The sequence below is a fragment of the Mariprofundus aestuarium genome, assembly GCF_002795805.1.
GTDB lineage: Bacteria > Pseudomonadota > Zetaproteobacteria > Mariprofundales > Mariprofundaceae > Mariprofundus > Mariprofundus aestuarium.
Genome location: NZ_CP018799.1, coordinates 520,113 through 540,842, shown reverse-complemented (window position 1 = coordinate 540,842; position 20,730 = coordinate 520,113). Strand labels below are relative to the sequence as shown.

Genomic DNA, 20,730 nt, shown 5'->3' with positions numbered 1-20,730 from the left:
CTTTGGTATCCGCCCCGACGCTGATCAGGAGAGGGAATCACCTGTTTGCAGTTGTGCGCCGCGCAGGAAGTCGGCTGCCGGCATCGCTTTTTTACCTTCCGGCTGCAGCTCTGAAATGCGATAGATCGAACCCTCGCCACAGGCGACATCAAGGCCACCAGCCGTAGCAACAATCTGGCCGGGTTCAAGCTTGTGCGATCCCGCAGTGACACTACCGGCAATAACCTTCAGCCACTTGCCTGTTACCTGTGTGCGCACGCCAGGGCGCGGTGAGAAACAGCGTACCAGCCTGTCGATGGAAGCAGCAGTGAGCGACCAGTCGAGGATGCGCTCTTCATTGCTGATCTTCTGGGCGTAGGTAATACCAGCTTCGGGCTGCGGTTCAGGCGTCAGCCCTGCCGCAATCTTCGGGAGTGTATCGATCAACAGTTCCGCCCCAAGTGGGGAGAGTGCAAACCAAAGGTCTGAACCGGTCGTATTGTCGGTGATTGGCAGGGTTTTACAGGCATAGATACCACCGGTATCAAGCCCCTCCTCCATCTGCATGATGCAAACACCTGTTTCACTATCGCCAGCCAGAAGGCTGCGCTCGATCGGTGCTGCCCCGCGCCAGCGAGGCAGAAGCGAGGCGTGCACATTGATCGGAGCAATAGACGCAGCATCGAGCCACGATTTGGGAAGAATCATGCCGAAAGCGACCACGACCAGTAGGTCGGGCGCTTTATCATGCAGCCAGAGAAGTACTTCATCATTATTGCGCAATCGCTCAGGGGTAATGACGTCGATCCCGGCATCCAGTGCCGCCTGCTTCACAGGCGACGGGGTTAGCTTCATGCCACGCCCTGCCTTGCGATCCGGCTGCGATACCACGCCAACCACCTCGATGCCTTCGGCCTCGATCAATGCCTGAAGACAGGGAACAGAAAAGCCGGGGGTTCCGGCAAACACTACGCGCATCAGATAAACCTATTGTCCTTTTTCACTATCGCGGAAATTGAACTAACAGCCATTAATTTGTTCGTTTTGACTATCGCGGAAATTAAAGCAATACCCATTGCTTTAATTTCCTTGCTTATACAGCTTTTTCATCTTCTTGGTGATCATCGTACGCTTGAGTGGGGAGAGGTAATCGATAAAGAGTTTACCTATCAGGTGATCGAACTCGTGCTGCAGTGCCACAGCTTCAAAGCCTTCGAAATCTTTCTCATGCGTCGTCCCGTCCATATCCTGCCAGCGCAGGGTTACGGCAGCTGGGCGTGATACATCACCATAGACCTCCGGAACGGAGAGGCACCCCTCTTCCCATGAAGCCATCTCATCAGACTTCCATGTGAACTCGGGATTGATCCACACATTCAGCTCCCGTCTGCCACCCGGCTCATCACTATCGTGATGCACCTCTTCCTTGCGCCAGACGGTATCGGTAACAGCTATTTTTAATGCCACGCCAACCTGTGTGGCGGCAAGGCCGACGCCTGGGGCGTCGTACATGGTTTCGGCCATATCCCGGATAACCTGCTTCACCTCATCAGTGAGTGGAAATTCGACTGGCTCGGCAATCTCACGCAGACGATCATCGGGATGGATCAGGATTTCTCGAACAGCCACTTAAAATGTACCACCTTTCCAGCCGAACATATCACGATCCGGCGACTCGAACTCAATGTAGATGCGCGACATATCGATATCCAGTTGCTGATGAATCAGCTTTGAAAGCTTGGCCGATACGTGCGCTGTGTCAGCGGGCGAAAGGCCAATGCTTTTAAGCTCAATAAAAGCCAGCGGCAAATCTGAACCGGCAAAGGACATCAAACGCCGGTCGGAGAGCTCAACCATCACATAGGACTCCGGCTTCTCCAGCGTTACCGCAATAGCGTGGGAGAAGTGAGCCAGAAAACCAGCAGGGTTTTCAACTGTCACATTGGTATGAATATGAAGATAGGGCATCAGCTCTCCTCTTTTTCGGCAGCCTCTTCAGCCAGCTTTTTGGCATGCATCTCAAGGTTCCTGCGTGCCTGTTCTTCGCGCTCCAGGTTCTTGCCCACGCGCATCTGGGCTGTTGCAACATAGGCAAGCCACCAGAGAAAAATGCCGACCGCCAGTACAATCAGCCAAAAGGTTAATCCGCTCATTTTGCCTCCGCAGTTTCTGCAGTAGCCACTGCCACCGACGCTTCTGCCCGCTGTTTAAGCTTGTGATTGATAAGGTTTACACCAGCCAGGATAAAGCCCAGTGCGATAAACGCTCCCGGTGGCAGGATAAACATCAGCACATCCGGATACGAGTCGCCGAAGATAACAAAGCCAAACAGCTCGCCCTGCCCTAACAGTTCACGCACACCACCGAGCACAACCAGCGCAAAGGTAAAACCTGCACTGACAGCCAGCGCATCCACAACCGAATCGGAGACTGAATTCTTGCTGGCAAATGCCTCGGCGCGCCCAAGAATCGCACAGTTCACCACAATCAACGGGATAAACAGGCCAAGTATCAGATACATCTCGTGCATCCAGGCATTCATCGCCATCCCCACCACCGTCACAAAGGCTGCGATGATCGTAATATAGGCGGGGATACGCACATTCTTCGGGATCATGTCGCGCACCAGAGATACCACCAGATTGGAGCCCAGCAGCACCAGCAGCGTGGCTGCCCCCATCCAGAAACCGTTCTCCGCCGACGTGGTCACACCGAGTAGCGGACACATGCCGAGCAACTGGGCAAAGATGGTATTGTTGTGCCAGAACCCGTCGTAAAATACTTCCGATTTAGTCAATCTTCGTCTCCAGCTTCATCCCATGCCCCGACACTTCAGCTCCGCGTGGTTTGGCATTCTGCTCATCCACTGCATCTAGAATAGCCTGTCGATGGCTGTTGTAAAACTCCAGCGCACCCTTAACCGCCTTCACAACCGCCCGCGGCGTAATCGTAGCACCGGTGAACTGATCGAAGTCACCGCCATCTTTTTTCACCTTCCAGCGGGTTCCCTCCAGCATTCGCCCTGCAAAACTCTGTAACCAGGCGTGATTCCTAACAATGCCATCACCCAGACCGGGGGTTTCAAGATGATTGGTGACACGAACCGCATGGATCTCCCCATCCGGCCGCACACCAACCAGGGTACGGATTGAACCTGAATAGCCATCGGGCGCGATGACCTCCCAAGCAAAACCACGCACATTGCCAAGTGCATCCTTGCCGGGATAGATGGTCGCATCACCAATCATAAGAAGATCAGCCTGCGCATCATTGGCATGCTTGGGAAGCACCTGCACCAGCGCCTTGTGCAGCGCCTCTTTTTGAGCTCTGGCGATCGGTTCGCGGGTGAAGATATCTGTCAGCCCCACAATCGCCGCAGCCAGCAGAGCCACGACAAAAATCGCCAGCACCATGCGCCCCTGATCACGATCAAACATCATGATCTGCCCCCACTTTTGTAACCGTAAACGCGTGGCCTGAAGTAGTGGTCGATCAGTGGCACGGCGCAGTTCATCAGCAGCACGGCAAACATCGCACCTTCCGGATAGCCACCAAAGCTGCGAATGCTCCAGGTCAGCACACCGCAACCGATACCGAAAACAATCTGGCCGAGCGGCGTCACAGGCGAAGAGACCGGATCGGTAGCCATGAAAAAGGCACAGAGAATCAGGCCACCAGCGAATAGATGAAACAGCGGCGGCGTAAACTGCTCGGGATAAAGCGCATTAAACAGCCCCGCCAAAAGCAGTACTGTGGCAATATAGGAGAATGGGATATGCCAGGTGATGGTGTGGCGTGCGAGCAGAAAGATGCCGCCAATCAACAGCGCCAGTGCACTGGTTTCACCGATACTTCCTGCCTCAAACCCGAGGAAAGCGTTCAGGTAACTGTAGTTGTAAGCATTAAGCGCCTCACTCACAGGAACGCCGAGAGTCGCTTCGGTCTTCACATAACCCAGCGGAGAGGCCATTGATATGGCATCAAAGCCAACCTTCAGCGCATCGGGACCTACTAGGAAAAAGCTGAGGCAGAGCGAGAAGTCGTAGAGGTTCAGCGCAGGCTCTACAGCTGACATCGGCATAATCCACGTTGTCATATGCAGCGGAAATGAGATCAGCAGGATAATGCGTGCCGAGAGTGCCGGATTGAAGATGTTATAGCCCAGGCCACCATAGATCTGCTTGCCAAGCACAATAGCAAAGACAGAGGCGAGCACCGCCATCCACCACGGTACCGCTGCAGGCAGCGTAAGTGCCAGGAAGAGGCCGGTAAGCGCGGCTGAATTATCAAGCAACGTAGAGAGTGGGCGCTTCATCCATTTCAGACAGAGCGCTTCGGTTAACAGTGCCGTACCCATGCATGTAACAATCAGCAGAACCGCCAGCCAGCCGAACAGGTAGACACTGATCGCCGTCGCAGGAAGCAGCGCCAGGATGACCGTCAGCATGGTCATGCGGATTGAATCGCCGCCATGGGCATGCGGCGGACTAAGCATCACCGGCATCAGCTCTTCTCCTGTGTTGCATCTTTTGCTTCTGGTTCCACTGTTTCACCTGTTTTCACAGGTGCATGTTCCTGCCGCACCCTTGATCGACGCGCAGCCTTCTCAGCCTTTTCCGCCTCGATACGCGCATCACGCGCCTCCGAACGTTTGCGCGATGCCTCAGCGAAGATCTGTTCGCGTCGGGTCTGGGCGATCTGCCCTTTGCCGTAGCGGAAATAGTGAACCAGCGGAATATTGGATGGGCAGACATAAGAGCAGCTGCCGCACTCAATACAGTCAAAAAGATGGTAGTTTTCAGCCTTGTCGAACTGATCACTGCGACAGGCATCAGCCAGCAGGTTTGGCACCAGATGAACCGGGCACGCCTCACTGCAGTGGCCGCAGCGAATACAGGGCTGCTCTTCGGTATGCGCCTGCTGCATCGTTGCATTCGACATCGCCAGGAGTCCGGTGGTCGATTTAATCACCGGCACATCAACGTTCTTCAACCGTTCACCCATCATCGGGCCACCATGCAGCAGGTGCAGACCACTGAGGTCATCCAGCCCACGCTGGGCAAAAAGTGTGCGTACCGGCATACCCAGGCGTACTGACATGGTGGCCGGGTTGTCACAGGCATCACCACTGACGGTAACAAGCCTCTCGGTAAGTGTGCGCCCCAGCATCACAGCATCGTGAACAGCCTTGCTGGTACCCACGTTCTGACAGACAACGCCGATATGCATCGGCAGCCGCCCAGCCGCCACCTCTTTGCCGGTCAGCGAATAGATCAGCTGCTTTTCACTGCCCTGCGGATAACGGGTCGGCAGCACAACAACTCGCACGTTCTCCATGTCCGAGGCTCTGGAGAGAGCCTCGCGCATAGCAGTAGCTGCATCAGGTTTGTTGTCCTCAATCGCGATGATGCCGGATTTTGCACCCACCATATGCATGACAATCGCCATGCCACTTAAAATATCATCGGGGTTCTCGAGCATCATTCGATGATCGTTGGTCAGCCAGGGCTCACACTCGATACCATTGAGAACCAGTGTTTCAATAGGAAAGCGCTTATCCTGAATCAGCTTGATAAAGGTCGGGAATACCGCACCGCCAAGGCCGGCAAGGCCACACATACGGACTCTCTCCCGCAGAATGGCGGGGTTAATTTCACGCCAGTCGGCCATTGGCTCAAGGCTCTCATCCACCTCATCCAGACCATCAGATTCAACAAAAATACATGGCAGTCCCATACCCGATGGGTGCGGAATTGCATGCTCTTCGATCCTCACCACGCGCCCTGAGGTCGGCGCATGTACCGGTACGGAGAGATAGCCTTCTGATTTGGCGATCTTCTGGCCACGCAGCACCCGGTCTCCAACCTTCACCAGTGGCGAGCAGGCCTCGCCGATATGCTGTTTCATCGGCAGAATATGAACAGGCGCAATCGGAGCCACCTCAATCGGCAAGCCGGCTGTCACCTTAAACATCTCGGGATGCACACCACCAGCAAAGCTGTGCTGCAGCATACCGAGTCTCTGGGCAAGTTTTCTAAGCATGGCCGGCATGGGTGTCCCGCCTTTCGTGACCCAGTTGTGCACGGGTGGTGTCCGGCAGCGGCCAGGACCAGTGTTCAATCAACTCAGGTTTCATCAACATATCAATGCAATCCACCGGGCAGGGCTCAATACAGAGTGTGCAGCCGGTGCAGTGATCGGAAATCACGGTGTGATACTGCTTCGGCGCACCGACAATCGCATCAACTGGACAGGCCTTGATGCAGAGTGTGCAACCTATGCACTCATCCTCGCGTACAAAAGCGGTCATTGGCGCGCTCGCCTCCTGCTCGAGATCCTTGGGCTCCACGCCCATCAGGTCGGCGATGGCCAGCATGGTACGCTCACCACCGGGAACACAGTGGTTCACATCAGCCGCACCGCTGGACACTGCCTCAGCATAGGGTTTGCAGCCGGGATAACCGCACTGACCACACTGGGTCTGCGGCAGTAGCGCATCGACCTTGTCGACCATCGGATCGCCCTCGACATGGAAAACTTTCTGCGCCACGGCCAGAACAATTCCGGCCAGCAGAGCAAACGCGCCCAGACTGAGCAGTGCATACAATAGCTGTGTCATCGAAACTTAAATCTTCACGAGGCCAGAGAAGCCCATAAATGCCAGGCTCATCATGCCGGCGGTAATCAGCGCCAGCGGTGAACCTTTGAACAGCTTGGGAACCGGCGCAATCTCGATACGCTCGCGAATGCCGGAAAAGAGGATCAGCACCAGTGCAAAGCCAAGGGCTGCACCAAAGCCATAGAGCGCGGAGGTCAGAAAGGTCTGCTCCTGCTGAACATTAAGGATCGCCACACCGAGCACTGCACAGTTGGTGGTAATCAACGGCAGGAAGATGCCCAGACCCTGATAGAGAACCGGGCTGGTTTTGTGGATCATCATCTCAATAAACTGCACCAGCGAGGCGATGATCAGGATAAAGAAGATGGTCTGCAGGTATTCGAGATCAAGTGGGACCAGCACATACTTCTGCACCAGCCATGAGGCGGTCGATGCCAGCGTCATCACGAACATCACGGCAAAGGACATGCCTACGGCAGTCTCCACCTTACCTGAGGTGCCAAGAAACGGGCAGATACCAAGGAACTTGGTCAGCACATAGTTATTCACCAGTACAGCCGAGAGCAGAATCAGTGCAATTTCAGTCATAGGCGCGGGAGTATAGGGGGATGCGCCATCTGCGTACACCGCATAAAACCCACACTTTTACCGAATTCGAGTCATTTAAGCCCGGTTAATCACCAAACTTGGGAAGGATTCTATGTTCAGGGAGCAATATTAAGAGGCATTGCATGCTTCATTGAACATTAACCTTCTCTCTTCTATCGTCGCACCTGATTATTTCACAACACCATCTGGAGGAATTATGAAGCGCATTCTATTGTCAATTTTTGCTGTAGCAGCTCTATCGCTGCCCACCGCAGCACTGGCCGGCCATGGTCATCACGGGCAAGGTGGTCCTCATGCCGACTGCCCGCTGGGCGCCCATAAATGTGACAGCAAAGCTGCCTGTCCGCTTGGCCACAAGGATTGCGAAAACCACAAAAACTGCCCTCTCGGCAAGCATGATTGTGGCAAAGGCACGGCTAACCTGGACAGCAACAAAGACGGCAAGGTCTCTCTGAAAGAGTTCACCGCTGCACACAATGACCGCATGAAGAAGAAGTTTGAGTACCTTGATGCCAACGGTGATGGTTTCCTGACCGATGCGGACAGTGATCTGCGCAAAGCCAAACGCATAGACGACTCATTTACAGCAGCAGACACCAATAAAGATGGTACACTGAGCAAAGAGGAGTATGCCGCCGCAAAACAGGCACGTTATGGCAAAAAGAAAGAGTGCAAGTTCTCCGACAAGAAATAGGCGCGTTTGTTAAACCCACGGGTCGCCCTTCCGTCTGTGATTGATAGCAGGATCGGCGGCCCGTTTTTCTTGCCTGCCTGAACGGGGCAACTAGGCTGTTACCAATGAGAGTCGCATCCTACCTTTTATCCCTGTTGCTGTTCGCCCCCCCGGCCATGGCATTTGATGAGATCAACCTGCACGGCGCAATTCATGCTGAGCACGATATCAGTGCAGCCGCTTTTCTGGGCGATATTCTTGTGATCGGTGCCGATGAAGCTGTTGGTCATGACAAAAATGAAAATTACATCCAGCTGCTTAAGCGCGAAGGTGACAACTACCGCGTCAGCAGCAACATACTCGTCTACAGGGGTGACAAGGAACATGGGCGCGAACTCGATATCGAGGGACTTGCTGTCGAGGAAAACCGCATCTACGTAAACGGCTCACACGCACTGGCCAGAAAACAAATCAAGCCTGAAACAGAGTACAAAAAGAACCTGAATCGGCTGGCTACGATTAAAATGGAACCGGGGCGCAAGCAACTCTTTCGATTAACACTGGATAGCATGAACAACGTGACCGAACGCAAACAGATCTCTCTCGCCAAGATCATAAGCAACGACCCCATTCTCGCCCCTTTTTCCGCCATCCCATCCAAGGAGAACGGCGTCGATATCGAAGCTATCGCAGCAAAAAACGGACAGCTCTACCTCGGTTTCCGGGGCCCTGTGCTTCGAGGCGGCTTCGTAGCGGTTATGCAGCTGGATTTCGACAACCCCGAAAAGAGCTATCGACTGCTCTACCTCAATCTTGGAGGGCTTGGCATTCGGGGTATGGTGAGTGTCCCTGACGGCTTCATCCTGCTTGCAGGCCCTGTTGTAGAACTACCGAATGAGTATCGCCTCTACCACTGGAATGGTCTCGACACCTTGCCCGGAAGCCGTAATGGGACGTTGAAATTGATCTCAGGGATCAGGCCGCCTGCTGGCGGTAGAGCAGAGGCAATTGCCGTGGAAGGCGCAACAGATCTGTTTTACAACATCATCATTATGTTTGATGGCATCAAGGGCGGCGCCCCCCGGCGCTACACAATCAACAGATGAGCGCTAGAGTCCGGCACCATGAATGAAGATACCCTTCTGGAGTTCCCCTGCCAGTTCCCGATCAAGGTAATGGGAAATAACAGCGCTAACTTTGAAAATGAGATTGTCATGATTGTCCGCCGCCATATTCCTCAGCTCGGAGAGGCCGCGGTCAAATCCAGACCAAGCAAAACAGGGAAGTACCTTTCGGTCACAATCACATTCTCTGCCCAGAGCAAGGCCCAGATTGATGAAATCTACAGGGCAGTGCATGCACACCCTGAAGTCAGGATGATGTTATAAGGCTACGCTAAAAGTCTCATCACCTGAGAGGCAATCAATCATATGCATGCTCATGCTGCCACTGTCTCAGATACTCAAGAACCGCCTGTAGCGATGCAGCTTTATTCATCTTTCCGCGATGTAAAATATAGTCGGCGCACTGTGTGTAATAGGGATAGCGAATCTCTGCCAGCTCCTGCAGGGTTTTCAATGTATCGCGGCCGGCAATCATGGGGCGGTTTGGGTCGCCATCGATGCGACCAGCGAGAAATTCAAGGGATGACTTCAACCAGATGACCGGAGCGTGAGCCTCTAACAGAACTCTGTTCTCCTCACGCATGACAGCTCCGCCACCGGTTGATAAGACCACGGGTTTGCCGATCACCTCGCGCAGTGCTTCACGCTCAATCTCGCGAAACCCCTCCTCGCCCTGTTCAGCAAAGATTTCAGGGATGGTTTTACCCGCCTTATCAACGATATAGTGATCCAGATCGACAAATGGCACGCCAAGTTCTTTGGAGAGGAGCTTTCCGATACTGGTTTTCCCAGACCCCATCAGACCGATAAGAATCGGATATATATGCGACTGTTTATCGATTAATTTGACCATTCCCCTTCCTTTTAAACACCATCATACTCGCGCAAAATCATATATCAGATTCAATAATCCTGCGACAGGATATCATGCAGTTTGATGAGAGGCGATTTACCTCTATAATTGGGTTGAAACCTTTCTACCGGGGAAGACAACATGACCGAAAATATCTCGATTCGCCAGCTGTTAAAGGTCATGGTGGATAAAAGCGCCTCCGACCTCTACCTGATGGCAGGAACCCCTCCGGGTTATCGCATTAACGGCACAATCCACAGGCTCGGTGAAATGCAACTTGACCCGGTTACCGTTGAGCGTCTCGCAGGTGAACTGATGAGCGAGAAACAGAAGGCGGACTTCTCCTCAAACATGGAGATGAACCTCTCCTCTGCCTATCCGGGACTAGGGCGGTTCCGCGTCAATATCTATCGCCAACGTGGCACAGTGGGCATGGTGATCCGCCAGATTACCACCGACATTCCCACCATCGATGAACTCAATCTTCCCGATGTATTCAAGGATATCTCCATGACCAAGCGCGGACTGGTTCTGATGGTTGGAGCCACAGGTTCAGGTAAGTCAACCTCGCTAGCTGCCATGGTGGACTGGCGCAACACGAATCAGGCAGGCCATATCATCACCATTGAGGATCCGGTCGAGTTCATGCATCAACATAAAAAGTGCTTCGTCACCCAGCGCGAGGTCGGCTCCGATACCGTCTCATTTCAGGCCGCCCTGAAAAACACCCTGCGACAGGCGCCCGACGTCATTCTGCTCGGTGAAATTCGCGAACGTGACACCATGGAGCACGCCATCGCCTTTGCCGAGACCGGTCACCTCGCCATGGCTACACTGCATGCCAATAACTCCAATCAGGCACTGGAGCGCATCATTAACTTCTTCCCTGAGGAGCAGCATCAACAGGTCTACATGAACCTTGCCATGAACCTGCGTGCCATTCTTTCGCAACGACTGGTTAAAACCGCCGGCGGTAGTCGTGTTGCAGCCATTGAGGTTCTGATCAATACCCCGCGCATTGCCGACCTGATCCTCAAGGGAGATATCAGCACCATCAAAGAGGCGATGGAGGGCGGCGAGCAGCACGGCATGCACACCTTTGACCAGGCACTGTTTCAACTCTGGCAGGATGGCACCATTTCCGAGATCGAGGCGCTCAGAAACGCCGACTCAGCCAATAACCTGCGCCTGAAAATGAAAATGAAAAATATTGACGACTCCAAGGGTGATGGTGGAAAAGCAGGCGTCGATGAGATTTTACAGAAGGGCTCCAGAGATGATGACGACGGGATCGAACTATCTATCTAATTCCATAGGCCGCTGTTAATCGAGAAGCAGATCAACCCGGGGCTGCGCTTGTTTCACTTTATCATCAATCTGTGCCCGGCAGTTGAACAACCGCTCCGAATCAATCCCCTTGCCCAACAGCATGTTCATCACCAAATCTGAACGTGCCTCAGCCATTTCAAGGAGCTTGGCATTAATATCATCAGCAGACAGTGCTTTGCGCTTTTCAGCAATCTGTGCACCCTCGGAACGCGTTGCAAAACCGCAGAGCTGCAAACGCAAATTCTTACTCTTCAACAGCTCGCCGATCTTGCCAACATAGTCGTTCATCTCTGCACTCAGGGATATCTCCATCGGCACGAAATAGATCGGTGTGAGCTTTGGCCTGGATGCGCTCGTCATCGCATCACCGGCCATATTGGCAGCCATAATAATGGCTCCGTAGGGCTGCAGAAGCATCGTCGCATAGGTCATCGCGCCGGCAGAGAGCGCAGAAGCAAGTGCCTTGTTAATCGCATCATTTATATTGATATTGGGGTCATTTAAGTCACCAGTTATCGGCACATCCATCTCGATATCACCGCGGTCATCACGCAGCATATCCAGCGCCATATCAACCGGCATACCCATCCCCTCCGCCATTTCACCCTTCTTGTCGGAGTTGCCCAGCGTAAGCTTTCGTATCATCAGCTTGTTCTTTGCATCAATTTTACTCTTATTAATGCCTATTTCACTCTCAATCGAGAGCTGGCCAGTATCGATGGTCTTGCCGAAATCACCTTCTAGATAACCAGTCAGGCGAGGCATATCGAAGCTTTTCAGCGAAACCTTCAAATCTGTTTGAAACCTGCGTTCGGAGGGGTTAATTTTTCCGCCCACATTCAGGCGACCCGCTTTACCAACTCTGGTTCTTAGATCAAGCCTGCCACTGCGTTTCCCTGAGAGGTCCAGCGGTGAAAAAGTTAACCGGCTGACAGTCAGGCGTGTATCCATCGCAGGCGAAACAGACTCATCCCTGAAATTGATATAACTTCCGGCATTCACCTGCACCCGTTCAATGATCACCACCGGATCCTTTTTCGCAGCTCCTGCTTTAGCTGCTTGTTTGGCAGCCGCTGGTTTCACCGCAGATGGTTTACTTTCCAGCTCATCCAGCACGGCCATTTTCCCGTTTTTCCGTTTCAACAGGTCGATCTGCATCCGATCAAACTCAAGTAACTGCAATCGATATCCATTCTCGCCATCAAATTCAGCTTTCGAGGCCGTCATTGAACCGATCGAACCGAGCGCCCGCTTACCCGTTGAGGGCAGCGAGACCTGCTGCAGCTTCAGCGACTCAAACGCGCCACGATCGCTGCCTTGCATGGCAAACTGTTTTAACGCAATCAGATCAATCGCCCCGAGAGGTTCTGCCCCTTTCTGCTGGCGGATGGCCAACTCCCGAAGCTCCATCAAGGCCAGCTTGACTGATTCCGGCGCTGAGGTGGCACCGAATTTCGTGACCAGCCCACTTGTATGCAGTGAGCCAAATGAGATCTGCTCTGCAGCAGTCGAGCCCGGCTCCTGCACAACATCGAACCTTCTCAGTTTCAAATCTCCAAGCGTGATCGTTGCGGGCGTTCTGTCTGCTTCAAGCGTGGCTGAAATCCCACCTGCATGCATAGCCCCCAGGGACAAACGGGCAGTTCCGGTGAGCGCAGGCTCAACAGCGAGTTGCTCCAGCGATATGCCTGAAATCACCAACTTTTTCAGCTGCTCGGCACTAAAGCCGCTAAGGTTAAAATCAGAGAGTGAGAGAAGCTGTTTGCCCTTCTCATCCGTCAGCCCAATACCTCTGAGCCCAAGCGCGCCATGGCTCACTACCAGTGATTCAATGATGTCATCAGCTGTTGCAGCAAAAGAGAGTTCGCCTGAAAAATCGATCGCCTGTAATCCTGCTTTGTAACCGAAACCGGAGAAGTACACATTGCCAGCCTGCAGGCTCTTGGCTAACACCTGATCTTCCTTCCCCTTCTCTGGAGCAGAGAGGTGCAGCTCTAACTGTTTGACCGGCAGGGTCAGTGCGAACTGTTTGCCGTTAACCTTCACTGTCACATCTTCGAGCGTTAGTTTATCGATAACTGCATACCAGGGCTCAGTCGCAGTGCTCTTGGCAGCCGGCTCCTCCGGTGCAGCGGCAGGAATACTGAGCTCACCCAGCTGCCATGCGCCAATCTCATTCTGCTGCAGGTGAATGGTAGAGCCAGTAATATTCAGGTCGGCAACATGCAGATGGTTTCTCGTCAGTGGCCACCAGTCGATCACGAGCCCCAGTCGATCAACTTTTAAACCCTCTCCTGCACGCAGCCCCTCGATCACAATGGCTCCGACAAAAACATTGATGTCGATATTCTCGATGCGCGCCTCTTTTACACCGTGATCTTCCAACCAGGAGGTTGCGACCTGATGTACGATCAGTGGCAACATCGTCAGTAGCACTGAGACCAGCGCTACCAACAGATAAAGGACAATAAACCTGCGCCGGACTCTTCTTATTTTGGGTTCAGGCAGAGCGTTATCTGTATTAGTCGAAGGTACTGTTTCCAAACTCAACCTCCCTTGATTCGATACCTGTCGTTCTGAACGATACCCGAACCACCTCATTCGGCAGTGCATGTTTCGCCCGTTCAGGCCATTCGATCAGGGTGACCCATGGCGGCTGGAAATAATCGCGTACACCCAACATCTCGATCTCATCGGCATCTTCAAGTCGGTACCAATCCATATGTGCGACCCGGCAGCTGGCTGCCTCATACTCCTGGATAATGGCAAAGGTGGGGCTCGGTAGTGCTGCATCTGTTACGCCCAGCGCACGCATCACCGCACGTGAGAAAAAACTTTTACCCGCACCAAGATCCCCGAAAAGCGCCACCACATCTCCCGGTTTGAGGGTGGCGGCAAACCGTTGCGCAACCGCAACGGTTTCCGCTTCACTGTTACAGGCGATTTTCAAGCGTATTACCTGGCGCTGACAAGCGCCTTGATGACATCGTGTTTACAGATCATCCCGACTACCGATTCTCCATCCAGCACAGGCAGGTGATGTATCTGCTGATCTGCCATAAGTGAGGCAACCCTATTCAGGTCGGTATCGACAGCCACGGTCGTTACATCGGCATTCACCAGATCCTCGGCTGTCATAGCCTGCATGCGGGAAAGCTCCTCCTCAAACTGTGACTCCCCCATTGGGATCACCATGTCGAACAGGGCTACAGCGGTCGGCAGATGCAGGTTTTTCTGCTGATCAATCAGGTCACTTTCTGTAATCACACCGAGCAACCGCTTGTCATCATCGACAACCAGCATGCCGCTCAGATCTTCCTCGGCAAAACGCCTGGCTATCTCATCTATAGAACTGTCCAACTGACAATAAGGGGGATTGGCATTCATGATATCGCGAGCAAGAACTTTCGAATTAGGCATGGCATTCTCCTGATAGCCTTATTATAGACCGGATCGTGCCATGATTAAACTGCAGTACGGCTTATAAAGCGATATTTATCTTCTGAACCCGGCAAGGGCAAGCCATTTGGAGCAACGGGTGCTGCTCCAAATGGTGCAATGGCGAATCAGAATATTTCAATGATAATGGATTTGCGTCCTAAGCAGGCACACCCAAGGCGCGCCTTGCTTTAAGAAAAATCAGCTTGAAAACCAAAACAACAATGAAGCACACGACAAACCACGCCAGCTCCATTTGGGTGCACCCTCCTTAGGCTTTGTGGTAGATTTCTGAGCCTGTTTTCACGAACTCCTCGGACTGCTCGTGCATGCCAGACTCAATCGCCTCACGCGTTTCCATACCGTGCTTCTTGGCATAGTCGCGCACATCCTGCGTAATTTTCATCGAGCAGAATTTCGGACCGCACATCGAGCAGAAGTGAGCAACCTTGCCACTCTCCTTGGGCATGGTTTCATCATGATAGGCACGCGCAGTATCGGGATCGAGCGAGAGGTTAAACTGATCCTCCCAGCGGAACTCAAAGCGCGACTTGGAGAGCGCATCATCACGCTGCTGTGCGCCAGGGTGCCCTTTCGCCAGATCTGCTGCATGGGCTGCAATTTTATAGGTAATCACGCCAGCCTTCACATCATCACGATCAGGCAAGCCAAGGTGCTCTTTCGGTGTAACATAGCAGAGCATGGCACAGCCATACCAGCCGATCTGGGCGGCTCCGATACCGGAGGTGATATGATCATAACCCGGTGCAATATCGGTAGTCAGGGGGCCGAGCGTATAGAATGGCGCTTCATCACAATGCTTGAGCTGCTCATCCATATTCTCTTTGATCATGTGCATGGGCACATGGCCGGGGCCTTCGATCATCACCTGCACATCATGTTTCCAGGCTATTTTGGTCAGCTCACCAAGCGTCCTGAGCTCACTGAACTGCGCTTCATCATTGGCATCGGCAATCGCGCCTGGGCGCAGGCCGTCACCGAGTGAGAAGGAGACATCATACTTTTTCATGATTTCGCAGATATCTTCGAAATGGGTGTAGAGGAAGTTCTCTTTGTGATGCGCAAGGCACCACTTGGCCATGATTGACCCGCCACGCGACACGATGCCGGCCAGGCGTTTGGCAGTCAGTGGTACATAGCGCAGCAGTACGCCGGAATGGATGGTGAAGTAATCCACGCCCTGCTCCGCCTGCTCAATCAGGGTATCGCGGAAAATCTCCCAGGTCAGGTTTTCGGCAATGCCATCAACCTTCTCCAGCGCCTGATAGATCGGCACGGTACCGATCGGCACGGCGGCGTTGCGGATGATCCACTCGCGTGTCTCGTGAATGTTTTTTCCGGTGGAGAGATCCATGATGGTGTCCGAGCCCCAGCGGGTCGCCCAGGTCATCTTCTCTACCTCTTCTTCTATCGAGGAGCTCAAAGCTGAGTTGCCGATGTTACCGTTAATCTTCACCAGGAAGTTGCGGCCAATAATCATCGGTTCCAGTTCCGGATGGTTGATGTTGGCAGGAATAATGGCCCGTCCGCGGGCAATCTCATCACGCACGAATTCAGCTGTAATCACCTGCGGAATCGAAGCGCCCCAACTTTGACCTGGATGCTGCTTGGTAATCTCACGCAGGCGTTCGCGGCGCTGGTTCTCACGAATCGCCACATACTCCATTTCAGGCGTAATAATGCCCTGACGCGCATAAAACATCTGGGAGACATTCTTGCCTGCTTTGGCACAGCGTGGTTTACGCAGGTGGGTAAAACGCAGGCTATCGAGCTTCTCATTGTCGCGGCGCTCGCGACCATAATCAGAACTGAGACCGCTCAACTCTTCGGTATCGTCACGTTCGGCAATCCATGCCGCACGGATTGCAGGAATACCCTTCTTCAGATCAATTTCAACCTCAGGATCAGTGTAGGGGCCGGATGTATCATAAATCAGGATCGGATGGTTCTCTTCAATGCCTTCACTGGTTTGAGTTGGAGAGAGTGTAACCTCACGCATCGGCACGCGGATATCAGGCCTGGAGCCCTCGATATAAACCTTGCGGGAATTCGGAAACGGCTGCTCTGCATCATAGCTGTTCTCCACGATATCCGTGCTGTTTGCCTGCTGTGTCATTCATTCCTCCAGAACCGCGGTAACATTCCGCGGGGCGGAACTATAACGGACTCGCATCGTAGGGCATAGCCACTATACTGAAAACCATTGCAGGAGTGAGGATGGACTTTTCCGGATAACTGCTAGAATAGCCCCATGACAACAACCCTTCCCCGCTTATCCGCAGCCACTGCAGAGCGACTGCTACAATCATCCGTGGTTGCTCCGCGCAGTCGCTGGGCAGTTTTGAAAGCTTCGGGCCCTACCGTGCGCGATTACCTGCAGGGGCAGGTCACACAGGATTTAGAGAAGCTTACGCCAGGTCAGGGCATCCACGCCTGCCTGCTCACCCCGCAGGGTAAAGCGGCCTCTGAGCTATATATATTAGAAGGCAACCGTGACGAACTAATACTTCTTACCCCTGGCTCGCATGCTGTCGCTACTGTCTCTCGCCTGCGCCAGTTCGCGCTCGGCCACGAAATTCGCATCGGCGTGGTCGATGACCTCGCCATATGCTCGATACAGGGTGCTAATGCCGCAGCAACAATAAATGATTTCGATCTGCCGGAACCGGAAAATGGGTGGCTAGCATGCAGCCGCAAGAGTTCCGAAGACACCTTTGCGCTGGTGATGCCTGAGAGCCCGCGTGGCTTCTGGATCATCAGTAGCAGAGAGAAAATAGATAAGGCTCTCGGCAGTTACGAACCGGTAAATGAAGATGAGTTTGAAGCGATGCGCATTATCCGTGGCTTTCCCGATTTCGGCACCGAATGGGATGAAAGCATGCACCCGCTGAATGCCAACCTAATTGAATTCAATGGCGTATCCTTTGAAAAAGGGTGTTATGTCGGTCAGGAGGTCACCGCCCGCATGAACTGGCGTGGTGGCATCAAGAAGAAGCTCTATCGTGTATCTATCGACGGCCGACCAGATTCGTTCCCCTGCCCGATTCAATCAACAGTAAAGATTGGCGAACTGAAATCCGCAGCCATTGATCATGAGAATTGCTGCTTCGGCATCGCTCTCCTGCCAATCGAGGTTGCCGAAGCAGGCGCCCCCCTTTCACTGGAAAATGACGTTACCGTAACAATTCTGGAGGCGTGCCATGCCTGATGCCTTCATCTGGTACCACGCTGACGAAAAACTGGAGCCTAAGTTAATAGAGTGGCTTGACGAGGCCGAAGAACATGCCGGCGTACGAGGCAACCTATTTGTACGCAAGGGGAATGAACAAACCACGTTCATGGAAACCTATAGTGATGTGACTAGCGCCACGATCAAACGCATCGAAAGGCTGGCTTCCGGAAACCCACTATTTGCTAATATCGAACGCCGCTGCGAAAGCTTCCAGAGAGTCGATAAACTCTGAGCCGCAAGCAACCCTAGCTATTCGAATAATTCGCAGTACCACCAGCAGTACCTTTTGATTAGGGTTGCCGAATGTCTGAAATCGCTACAAATATTGCTGTAAAACTGATTCAACGTGAATCTATTACGCCGGATGATGGCGGTTGCCAGAACTACATTAAAACGCTGCTGGCTCCACTCGGTTTCGTCCGTACCGCTGTAGATGCCGGAGGCATCACCAACAGCATCTACTCCCGCCAGGGAGAGCTGAAAGGTACGCTGGCATTTGCTGGGCATACCGACGTGGTGCCAACCGGCCCTGTTGAGAAGTGGGCACATGCTCCATTCTCCGGTGAGATTATCGATGGCATTTTGCACGGGCGCGGCGCGCAGGATATGAAGGGCGGTATCGCCTGCTGGATTGCAGCAGTCGGCAAGCTCTGCAGTGAATACACCCCGCTGCCAACCATTCAGCTGTTGATCACCTCCGATGAGGAGGGTGACTCGATCGACGGAACCATCCGCATTATCGAGCATATGCAGGCAAACGGAACACTCCCCGATGCCGCAATCGTCGGTGAGCCATCCAGCTTTAAACATGTCGGTGACACAATCCGGCGCGGTCGTCGCGGCGTGGTACAGGTCAAAGTCACATTCCACGGCAAGCAGGGGCATTCAGCCTACCCACAGGATGCCGATAATGCCATTCATCATGCGGCTCCCGCACTGGCCAGGATTGCAGAGATCAACTGGGGTGAACCGACAGAGGGATTCCCGCCGACCAGTTGCCAGATCACCAATGTGAACGGTGGCACAGGTGCTACCAACGTGATCCCCGGACACTGCGAAGCACTGATCGATATCCGTTATAACCCAGGAAACAATTTTGACGGCATCAAGAGTGCGCTAGAGGCCGCCTGCGCGGGGTGCGATGTAACACTGGAGTTCGACCACTCTGCCACTGCCTTTTCGACAGCCGACGGCCCCTTTCTGGAGCTGGTCTGCAACAGCATTAAAAGCATAACCGGCATCAAAACGGTGCGCGACACAGGTGGCGGCACCTCCGATGGCCGTTTCCTTGCTGCAGCGGGTGTACCTGTAGTGGAGCTTGGTACGACTAACAGCACCATCCATCAGGTGGGTGAATGTGTCGCCGTGCGTGAACTGGCAACGCTGACTGCGATCTACACCGATATTATTGAAAATTTTGAGGTTTAAACATGACTGAGAAACTTGGCACCGTAATCAACAAGCCGACCCGGTATCTGGAAACATTTGAAAACCCAAATCCGGAGCGCGACTACCATGTCCGCATCGATTCACCTGAGTTCACCTGTCTCTGTCCTAAAACCGGCCAGCCAGACTTCGCTGAGATCAAGCTTGATTACATTCCAGATCAGTCCTGCGTGGAGCTGAAATCGTTGAAGTTCTACTACTGGAGCTTCCGGGATGAGGGCCACTTCCATGAGAAGGTGACCAACATGATCGCCAATGACCTGATTGAACTGCTCGACCCGCGTTACATCAAGGTTCAGGCCATATTCAACGTACGCGGAGGTGTTTACACCACGGTTGAAGTCGAGCACCGCAAGTGAGCAGCCTCCCCTTCACCAAGATGCAGGCACAGGGCAACGACTTTATCGTGCTTAACGGCCTGACCACAGAGATCCCAACCCTGACCACAGAGTTTGTACGCCGCATTACCGAGCGCCGCTACGGCATTGGCTGTGATCAGCTGCTGGTGCTTGAAAAATCTGAGACTGCTGATGCCGCCATGCGCATCTTCAACAGTGATGGAAGCGAAGCTGCCAACTGCGGCAATGGCCTGCGTTGCGTGGGTCACCTGCTCATGAAGCAGCTAGGAAAAGAGTATGTCTCCATTGCTCTAGCTGACCGCAATGCTTATGCAGAAACTACCATTAATGGCATCTGCGTAGACATGGGAGCGGCTACCGTTACCGATTCCACAGAGTCACATGTCGATATCAATATCGGCAATAAACATCGCGTTTTCTTTGAAGCCATTGAAGCGTTCCCTACTGACCGTAATGTTGAGATTGTTACCGGCCAGATTGCCAGCCATGTCTATATCGACATTATTGAGCGAGGTGCAGGTCACACACTTGCATGCGGGAGTGGTGCCTGTGCCACTGCCGCTGCGATTTGGTCTACTGAAGGTGAGGTTCGCCCGCTGACCATTGAGATGCCCGGCGGCACGGTCACTGTTTCCGGCTGCCCGAAAAACATCAAATTGGAAGGTCCTGTATCACAAACTTTCGAAGGCCTATTTTTACTGTAAGCAAACAACAGGTCGGGAACTATTATGCTGATCTGGATTATGATGGCCTTAAGTTATTTGCTTTTCCTTTACTGAAGCGAGCGCACAAACCCGATCACACACTGATTTGCTCAACTGGCTGATAATTTGGACTTGCATCTGATCACTTTTGAACCATAATCCGCCCCGTTCCGAAAGGGGCACTTGGGCAGGTAGCTCAGTCGGTAGAGCAGTGGACTGAAAATCCACGTGTCGGGGGTTCGATTCCCTCCCTGCCCACCACATGAAAAGGAGTTGCGAGAAATCGCAGCTCCTTTTTTTTGTTTATATCTACTCAACCATTGGACAGCAGTTGGCTCACTTCA

General features: G+C 53.2%; 24 protein-coding genes and 1 tRNA gene. 10 read left to right on the top strand and 15 right to left on the bottom strand.

Annotated elements, in window-relative coordinates; translation table 11 throughout:
- Positions 1-24: 24 nt before the first annotated feature.
- From fmt to rsxA, 10 genes are all read right to left on the bottom strand, one after another.
- A complete protein-coding gene (gene fmt / locus Ga0123461_RS02795) occupies positions 25-957 on the bottom strand; it encodes a methionyl-tRNA formyltransferase (protein ID WP_100276946.1) in 933 nt (310 codons plus the stop codon).
- A gap of 102 nt (positions 958-1,059) precedes the next feature.
- Entirely contained in the window at positions 1,060-1,608 is a 549-nt protein-coding gene (gene def / locus Ga0123461_RS02790; RefSeq protein WP_100276945.1) for a peptide deformylase, read from the bottom strand.
- Positions 1,609-1,947, bottom strand: a complete 339-nt coding sequence (locus Ga0123461_RS02785; protein ID WP_100276944.1) for a phenylpyruvate tautomerase MIF-related protein — start codon at positions 1,945-1,947, stop codon at positions 1,609-1,611.
- On the bottom strand, positions 1,947-2,132 hold the full coding sequence (locus Ga0123461_RS02780; protein ID WP_100276943.1) for a hypothetical protein: 186 nt from the start codon (positions 2,130-2,132) through the stop codon (positions 1,947-1,949). Before Ga0123461_RS02780 ends, Ga0123461_RS02785 begins: the two co-directional genes overlap by 1 nt.
- Positions 2,129-2,776 carry an electron transport complex subunit RsxE gene (gene rsxE, locus Ga0123461_RS02775; protein ID WP_100276942.1) on the bottom strand — a complete coding sequence of 216 codons (648 nt, stop codon included), beginning with the start codon at positions 2,774-2,776 and terminating at the stop codon, positions 2,129-2,131. Before rsxE ends, Ga0123461_RS02780 begins: the two co-directional genes overlap by 4 nt.
- The gene (locus tag Ga0123461_RS02770) at positions 2,769-3,419 is read right to left on the bottom strand and encodes an RnfABCDGE type electron transport complex subunit G (protein ID WP_100276941.1); all 651 of its coding nucleotides are present in this window, start codon (positions 3,417-3,419) and stop codon (positions 2,769-2,771) included. The genes rsxE and Ga0123461_RS02770 overlap by 8 nt, the downstream gene beginning before the upstream one ends.
- Positions 3,416-4,483, bottom strand: a complete 1,068-nt coding sequence (locus tag Ga0123461_RS02765) for an RnfABCDGE type electron transport complex subunit D (protein WP_100276940.1) — start codon at positions 4,481-4,483, stop codon at positions 3,416-3,418. Before Ga0123461_RS02765 ends, Ga0123461_RS02770 begins: the two co-directional genes overlap by 4 nt.
- Entirely contained in the window at positions 4,483-6,030 is a 1,548-nt protein-coding gene (rsxC, locus tag Ga0123461_RS02760; protein WP_100276939.1) for an electron transport complex subunit RsxC, read from the bottom strand. Before rsxC ends, Ga0123461_RS02765 begins: the two co-directional genes overlap by 1 nt.
- Positions 6,014-6,598 carry an electron transport complex subunit RsxB gene (rsxB, locus tag Ga0123461_RS02755; protein WP_100276938.1) on the bottom strand — a complete coding sequence of 195 codons (585 nt, stop codon included), beginning with the start codon at positions 6,596-6,598 and terminating at the stop codon, positions 6,014-6,016. The genes rsxC and rsxB overlap by 17 nt, the downstream gene beginning before the upstream one ends.
- Positions 6,599-6,604: 6 nt before the next feature.
- On the bottom strand, positions 6,605-7,186 hold the full coding sequence (rsxA, locus tag Ga0123461_RS02750; RefSeq protein ID WP_100276937.1) for an electron transport complex subunit RsxA: 582 nt from the start codon (positions 7,184-7,186) through the stop codon (positions 6,605-6,607).
- Positions 7,187-7,403: 217 nt separating this feature from the next.
- Here rsxA and Ga0123461_RS02745 point away from each other — a divergent pair, with 217 nt between their 5' ends.
- From Ga0123461_RS02745 to Ga0123461_RS02735, 3 genes are all read left to right on the top strand, one after another.
- Entirely contained in the window at positions 7,404-7,901 is a 498-nt protein-coding gene (locus tag Ga0123461_RS02745; RefSeq protein ID WP_100276936.1) for an EF-hand domain-containing protein, read from the top strand.
- Between the two features lie 104 nt (positions 7,902-8,005).
- Positions 8,006-8,986: a DUF3616 domain-containing protein gene (locus tag Ga0123461_RS02740; protein WP_100276935.1), complete on the top strand. Its 981-nt coding sequence runs from the start codon at positions 8,006-8,008 to the stop codon at positions 8,984-8,986.
- 18 nt (positions 8,987-9,004) lie between these two features.
- Entirely contained in the window at positions 9,005-9,268 is a 264-nt protein-coding gene (locus Ga0123461_RS02735) for an HP0495 family protein (protein ID WP_100276934.1), read from the top strand.
- 34 nt (positions 9,269-9,302) lie between these two features.
- On the opposite strand, the gene Ga0123461_RS02730 is transcribed toward Ga0123461_RS02735, so the two are convergent.
- Positions 9,303-9,857 (bottom strand): shikimate kinase, encoded by a 555-nt coding sequence (locus tag Ga0123461_RS02730; protein ID WP_100276933.1) that lies wholly within the window; start codon positions 9,855-9,857, stop codon positions 9,303-9,305.
- Between the two features lie 141 nt (positions 9,858-9,998).
- On the opposite strand from Ga0123461_RS02730, the gene Ga0123461_RS02725 reads away from it, so the two are divergent.
- Positions 9,999-11,165 (top strand): PilT/PilU family type 4a pilus ATPase, encoded by a 1,167-nt coding sequence (locus Ga0123461_RS02725; RefSeq protein ID WP_100276932.1) that lies wholly within the window; start codon positions 9,999-10,001, stop codon positions 11,163-11,165.
- Between the two features lie 15 nt (positions 11,166-11,180).
- Here the strand turns inward: Ga0123461_RS02725 and Ga0123461_RS02720 are convergent, their stop codons facing one another.
- From Ga0123461_RS02720 to thiC, 4 genes are all read right to left on the bottom strand, one after another.
- The gene (locus tag Ga0123461_RS02720; RefSeq protein WP_157819198.1) at positions 11,181-13,730 is read right to left on the bottom strand and encodes a DUF748 domain-containing protein; all 2,550 of its coding nucleotides are present in this window, start codon (positions 13,728-13,730) and stop codon (positions 11,181-11,183) included.
- On the bottom strand, positions 13,708-14,136 hold the full coding sequence (tsaE, locus tag Ga0123461_RS02715) for a tRNA (adenosine(37)-N6)-threonylcarbamoyltransferase complex ATPase subunit type 1 TsaE (protein ID WP_100276930.1): 429 nt from the start codon (positions 14,134-14,136) through the stop codon (positions 13,708-13,710). The genes Ga0123461_RS02720 and tsaE overlap by 23 nt, the downstream gene beginning before the upstream one ends.
- A gap of 5 nt (positions 14,137-14,141) precedes the next feature.
- On the bottom strand, positions 14,142-14,606 hold the full coding sequence (locus tag Ga0123461_RS02710; protein WP_100276929.1) for a CBS domain-containing protein: 465 nt from the start codon (positions 14,604-14,606) through the stop codon (positions 14,142-14,144).
- 289 nt (positions 14,607-14,895) lie between these two features.
- Positions 14,896-16,761 (bottom strand): phosphomethylpyrimidine synthase ThiC, encoded by a 1,866-nt coding sequence (gene thiC, locus Ga0123461_RS02705; protein WP_100276928.1) that lies wholly within the window; start codon positions 16,759-16,761, stop codon positions 14,896-14,898.
- A gap of 135 nt (positions 16,762-16,896) precedes the next feature.
- Here thiC and ygfZ point away from each other — a divergent pair, with 135 nt between their 5' ends.
- The 6 genes from ygfZ (at position 16,897) to Ga0123461_RS02675 (ending at position 20,647) form a co-directional block, all read left to right on the top strand.
- On the top strand, positions 16,897-17,853 hold the full coding sequence (gene ygfZ, locus Ga0123461_RS02700; RefSeq protein WP_100276927.1) for a CAF17-like 4Fe-4S cluster assembly/insertion protein YgfZ: 957 nt from the start codon (positions 16,897-16,899) through the stop codon (positions 17,851-17,853).
- The gene (locus tag Ga0123461_RS02695; protein ID WP_100276926.1) at positions 17,846-18,109 is read left to right on the top strand and encodes a hypothetical protein; all 264 of its coding nucleotides are present in this window, start codon (positions 17,846-17,848) and stop codon (positions 18,107-18,109) included. The genes ygfZ and Ga0123461_RS02695 overlap by 8 nt, the downstream gene beginning before the upstream one ends.
- Positions 18,110-18,180: 71 nt before the next feature.
- Entirely contained in the window at positions 18,181-19,305 is a 1,125-nt protein-coding gene (gene dapE, locus Ga0123461_RS02690) for a succinyl-diaminopimelate desuccinylase (protein WP_100276925.1), read from the top strand.
- A gap of 2 nt (positions 19,306-19,307) precedes the next feature.
- Positions 19,308-19,682: a preQ(1) synthase gene (gene queF, locus Ga0123461_RS02685; protein ID WP_100276924.1), complete on the top strand. Its 375-nt coding sequence runs from the start codon at positions 19,308-19,310 to the stop codon at positions 19,680-19,682.
- A gap of 20 nt (positions 19,683-19,702) precedes the next feature.
- The gene (gene dapF, locus Ga0123461_RS02680; protein ID WP_232710313.1) at positions 19,703-20,386 is read left to right on the top strand and encodes a diaminopimelate epimerase; all 684 of its coding nucleotides are present in this window, start codon (positions 19,703-19,705) and stop codon (positions 20,384-20,386) included.
- A 185-nt stretch (positions 20,387-20,571) separates the two neighbouring features.
- Positions 20,572-20,647 (top strand) — tRNA-Phe (locus Ga0123461_RS02675).
- Positions 20,648-20,730: the final 83 nt, after the last annotated feature.

Bases quoted from the DNA above. Each gene is read 5' to 3' on its own strand.
- fmt (WP_100276946.1), bottom strand. From the start codon at position 957: ATGCGCGTAGTGTTTGCCGGAACCCCCGGCTTTTCTGTTCCCTGTCTT.
- Ga0123461_RS02785 (WP_100276944.1), bottom strand. From the start codon at position 1,947: ATGCCCTATCTTCATATTCATACCAATGTGACAGTTGAAAACCCTGCT.
- Ga0123461_RS02780 (WP_100276943.1), bottom strand. From the start codon at position 2,132: ATGAGCGGATTAACCTTTTGGCTGATTGTACTGGCGGTCGGCATTTTT.
- Ga0123461_RS02770 (WP_100276941.1), bottom strand. From the start codon at position 3,419: ATGATGTTTGATCGTGATCAGGGGCGCATGGTGCTGGCGATTTTTGTC.
- Ga0123461_RS02765 (WP_100276940.1), bottom strand. From the start codon at position 4,483: ATGCCGGTGATGCTTAGTCCGCCGCATGCCCATGGCGGCGATTCAATC.
- rsxC (WP_100276939.1), bottom strand. From the start codon at position 6,030: ATGCCGGCCATGCTTAGAAAACTTGCCCAGAGACTCGGTATGCTGCAG.
- rsxB (WP_100276938.1), bottom strand. From the start codon at position 6,598: ATGACACAGCTATTGTATGCACTGCTCAGTCTGGGCGCGTTTGCTCTG.
- rsxA (WP_100276937.1), bottom strand. From the start codon at position 7,186: ATGACTGAAATTGCACTGATTCTGCTCTCGGCTGTACTGGTGAATAAC.
- Ga0123461_RS02745 (WP_100276936.1), top strand. From the start codon at position 7,404: ATGAAGCGCATTCTATTGTCAATTTTTGCTGTAGCAGCTCTATCGCTG.
- Ga0123461_RS02740 (WP_100276935.1), top strand. From the start codon at position 8,006: ATGAGAGTCGCATCCTACCTTTTATCCCTGTTGCTGTTCGCCCCCCCG.
- Ga0123461_RS02735 (WP_100276934.1), top strand. From the start codon at position 9,005: ATGAATGAAGATACCCTTCTGGAGTTCCCCTGCCAGTTCCCGATCAAG.
- Ga0123461_RS02730 (WP_100276933.1), bottom strand. From the start codon at position 9,857: ATGGTCAAATTAATCGATAAACAGTCGCATATATATCCGATTCTTATC.
- Ga0123461_RS02725 (WP_100276932.1), top strand. From the start codon at position 9,999: ATGACCGAAAATATCTCGATTCGCCAGCTGTTAAAGGTCATGGTGGAT.
- Ga0123461_RS02710 (WP_100276929.1), bottom strand. From the start codon at position 14,606: ATGCCTAATTCGAAAGTTCTTGCTCGCGATATCATGAATGCCAATCCC.
- thiC (WP_100276928.1), bottom strand. From the start codon at position 16,761: ATGACACAGCAGGCAAACAGCACGGATATCGTGGAGAACAGCTATGAT.
- ygfZ (WP_100276927.1), top strand. From the start codon at position 16,897: ATGACAACAACCCTTCCCCGCTTATCCGCAGCCACTGCAGAGCGACTG.
- Ga0123461_RS02695 (WP_100276926.1), top strand. From the start codon at position 17,846: ATGCCTGATGCCTTCATCTGGTACCACGCTGACGAAAAACTGGAGCCT.
- dapE (WP_100276925.1), top strand. From the start codon at position 18,181: ATGTCTGAAATCGCTACAAATATTGCTGTAAAACTGATTCAACGTGAA.
- queF (WP_100276924.1), top strand. From the start codon at position 19,308: ATGACTGAGAAACTTGGCACCGTAATCAACAAGCCGACCCGGTATCTG.
- dapF (WP_232710313.1), top strand. From the start codon at position 19,703: ATGCAGGCACAGGGCAACGACTTTATCGTGCTTAACGGCCTGACCACA.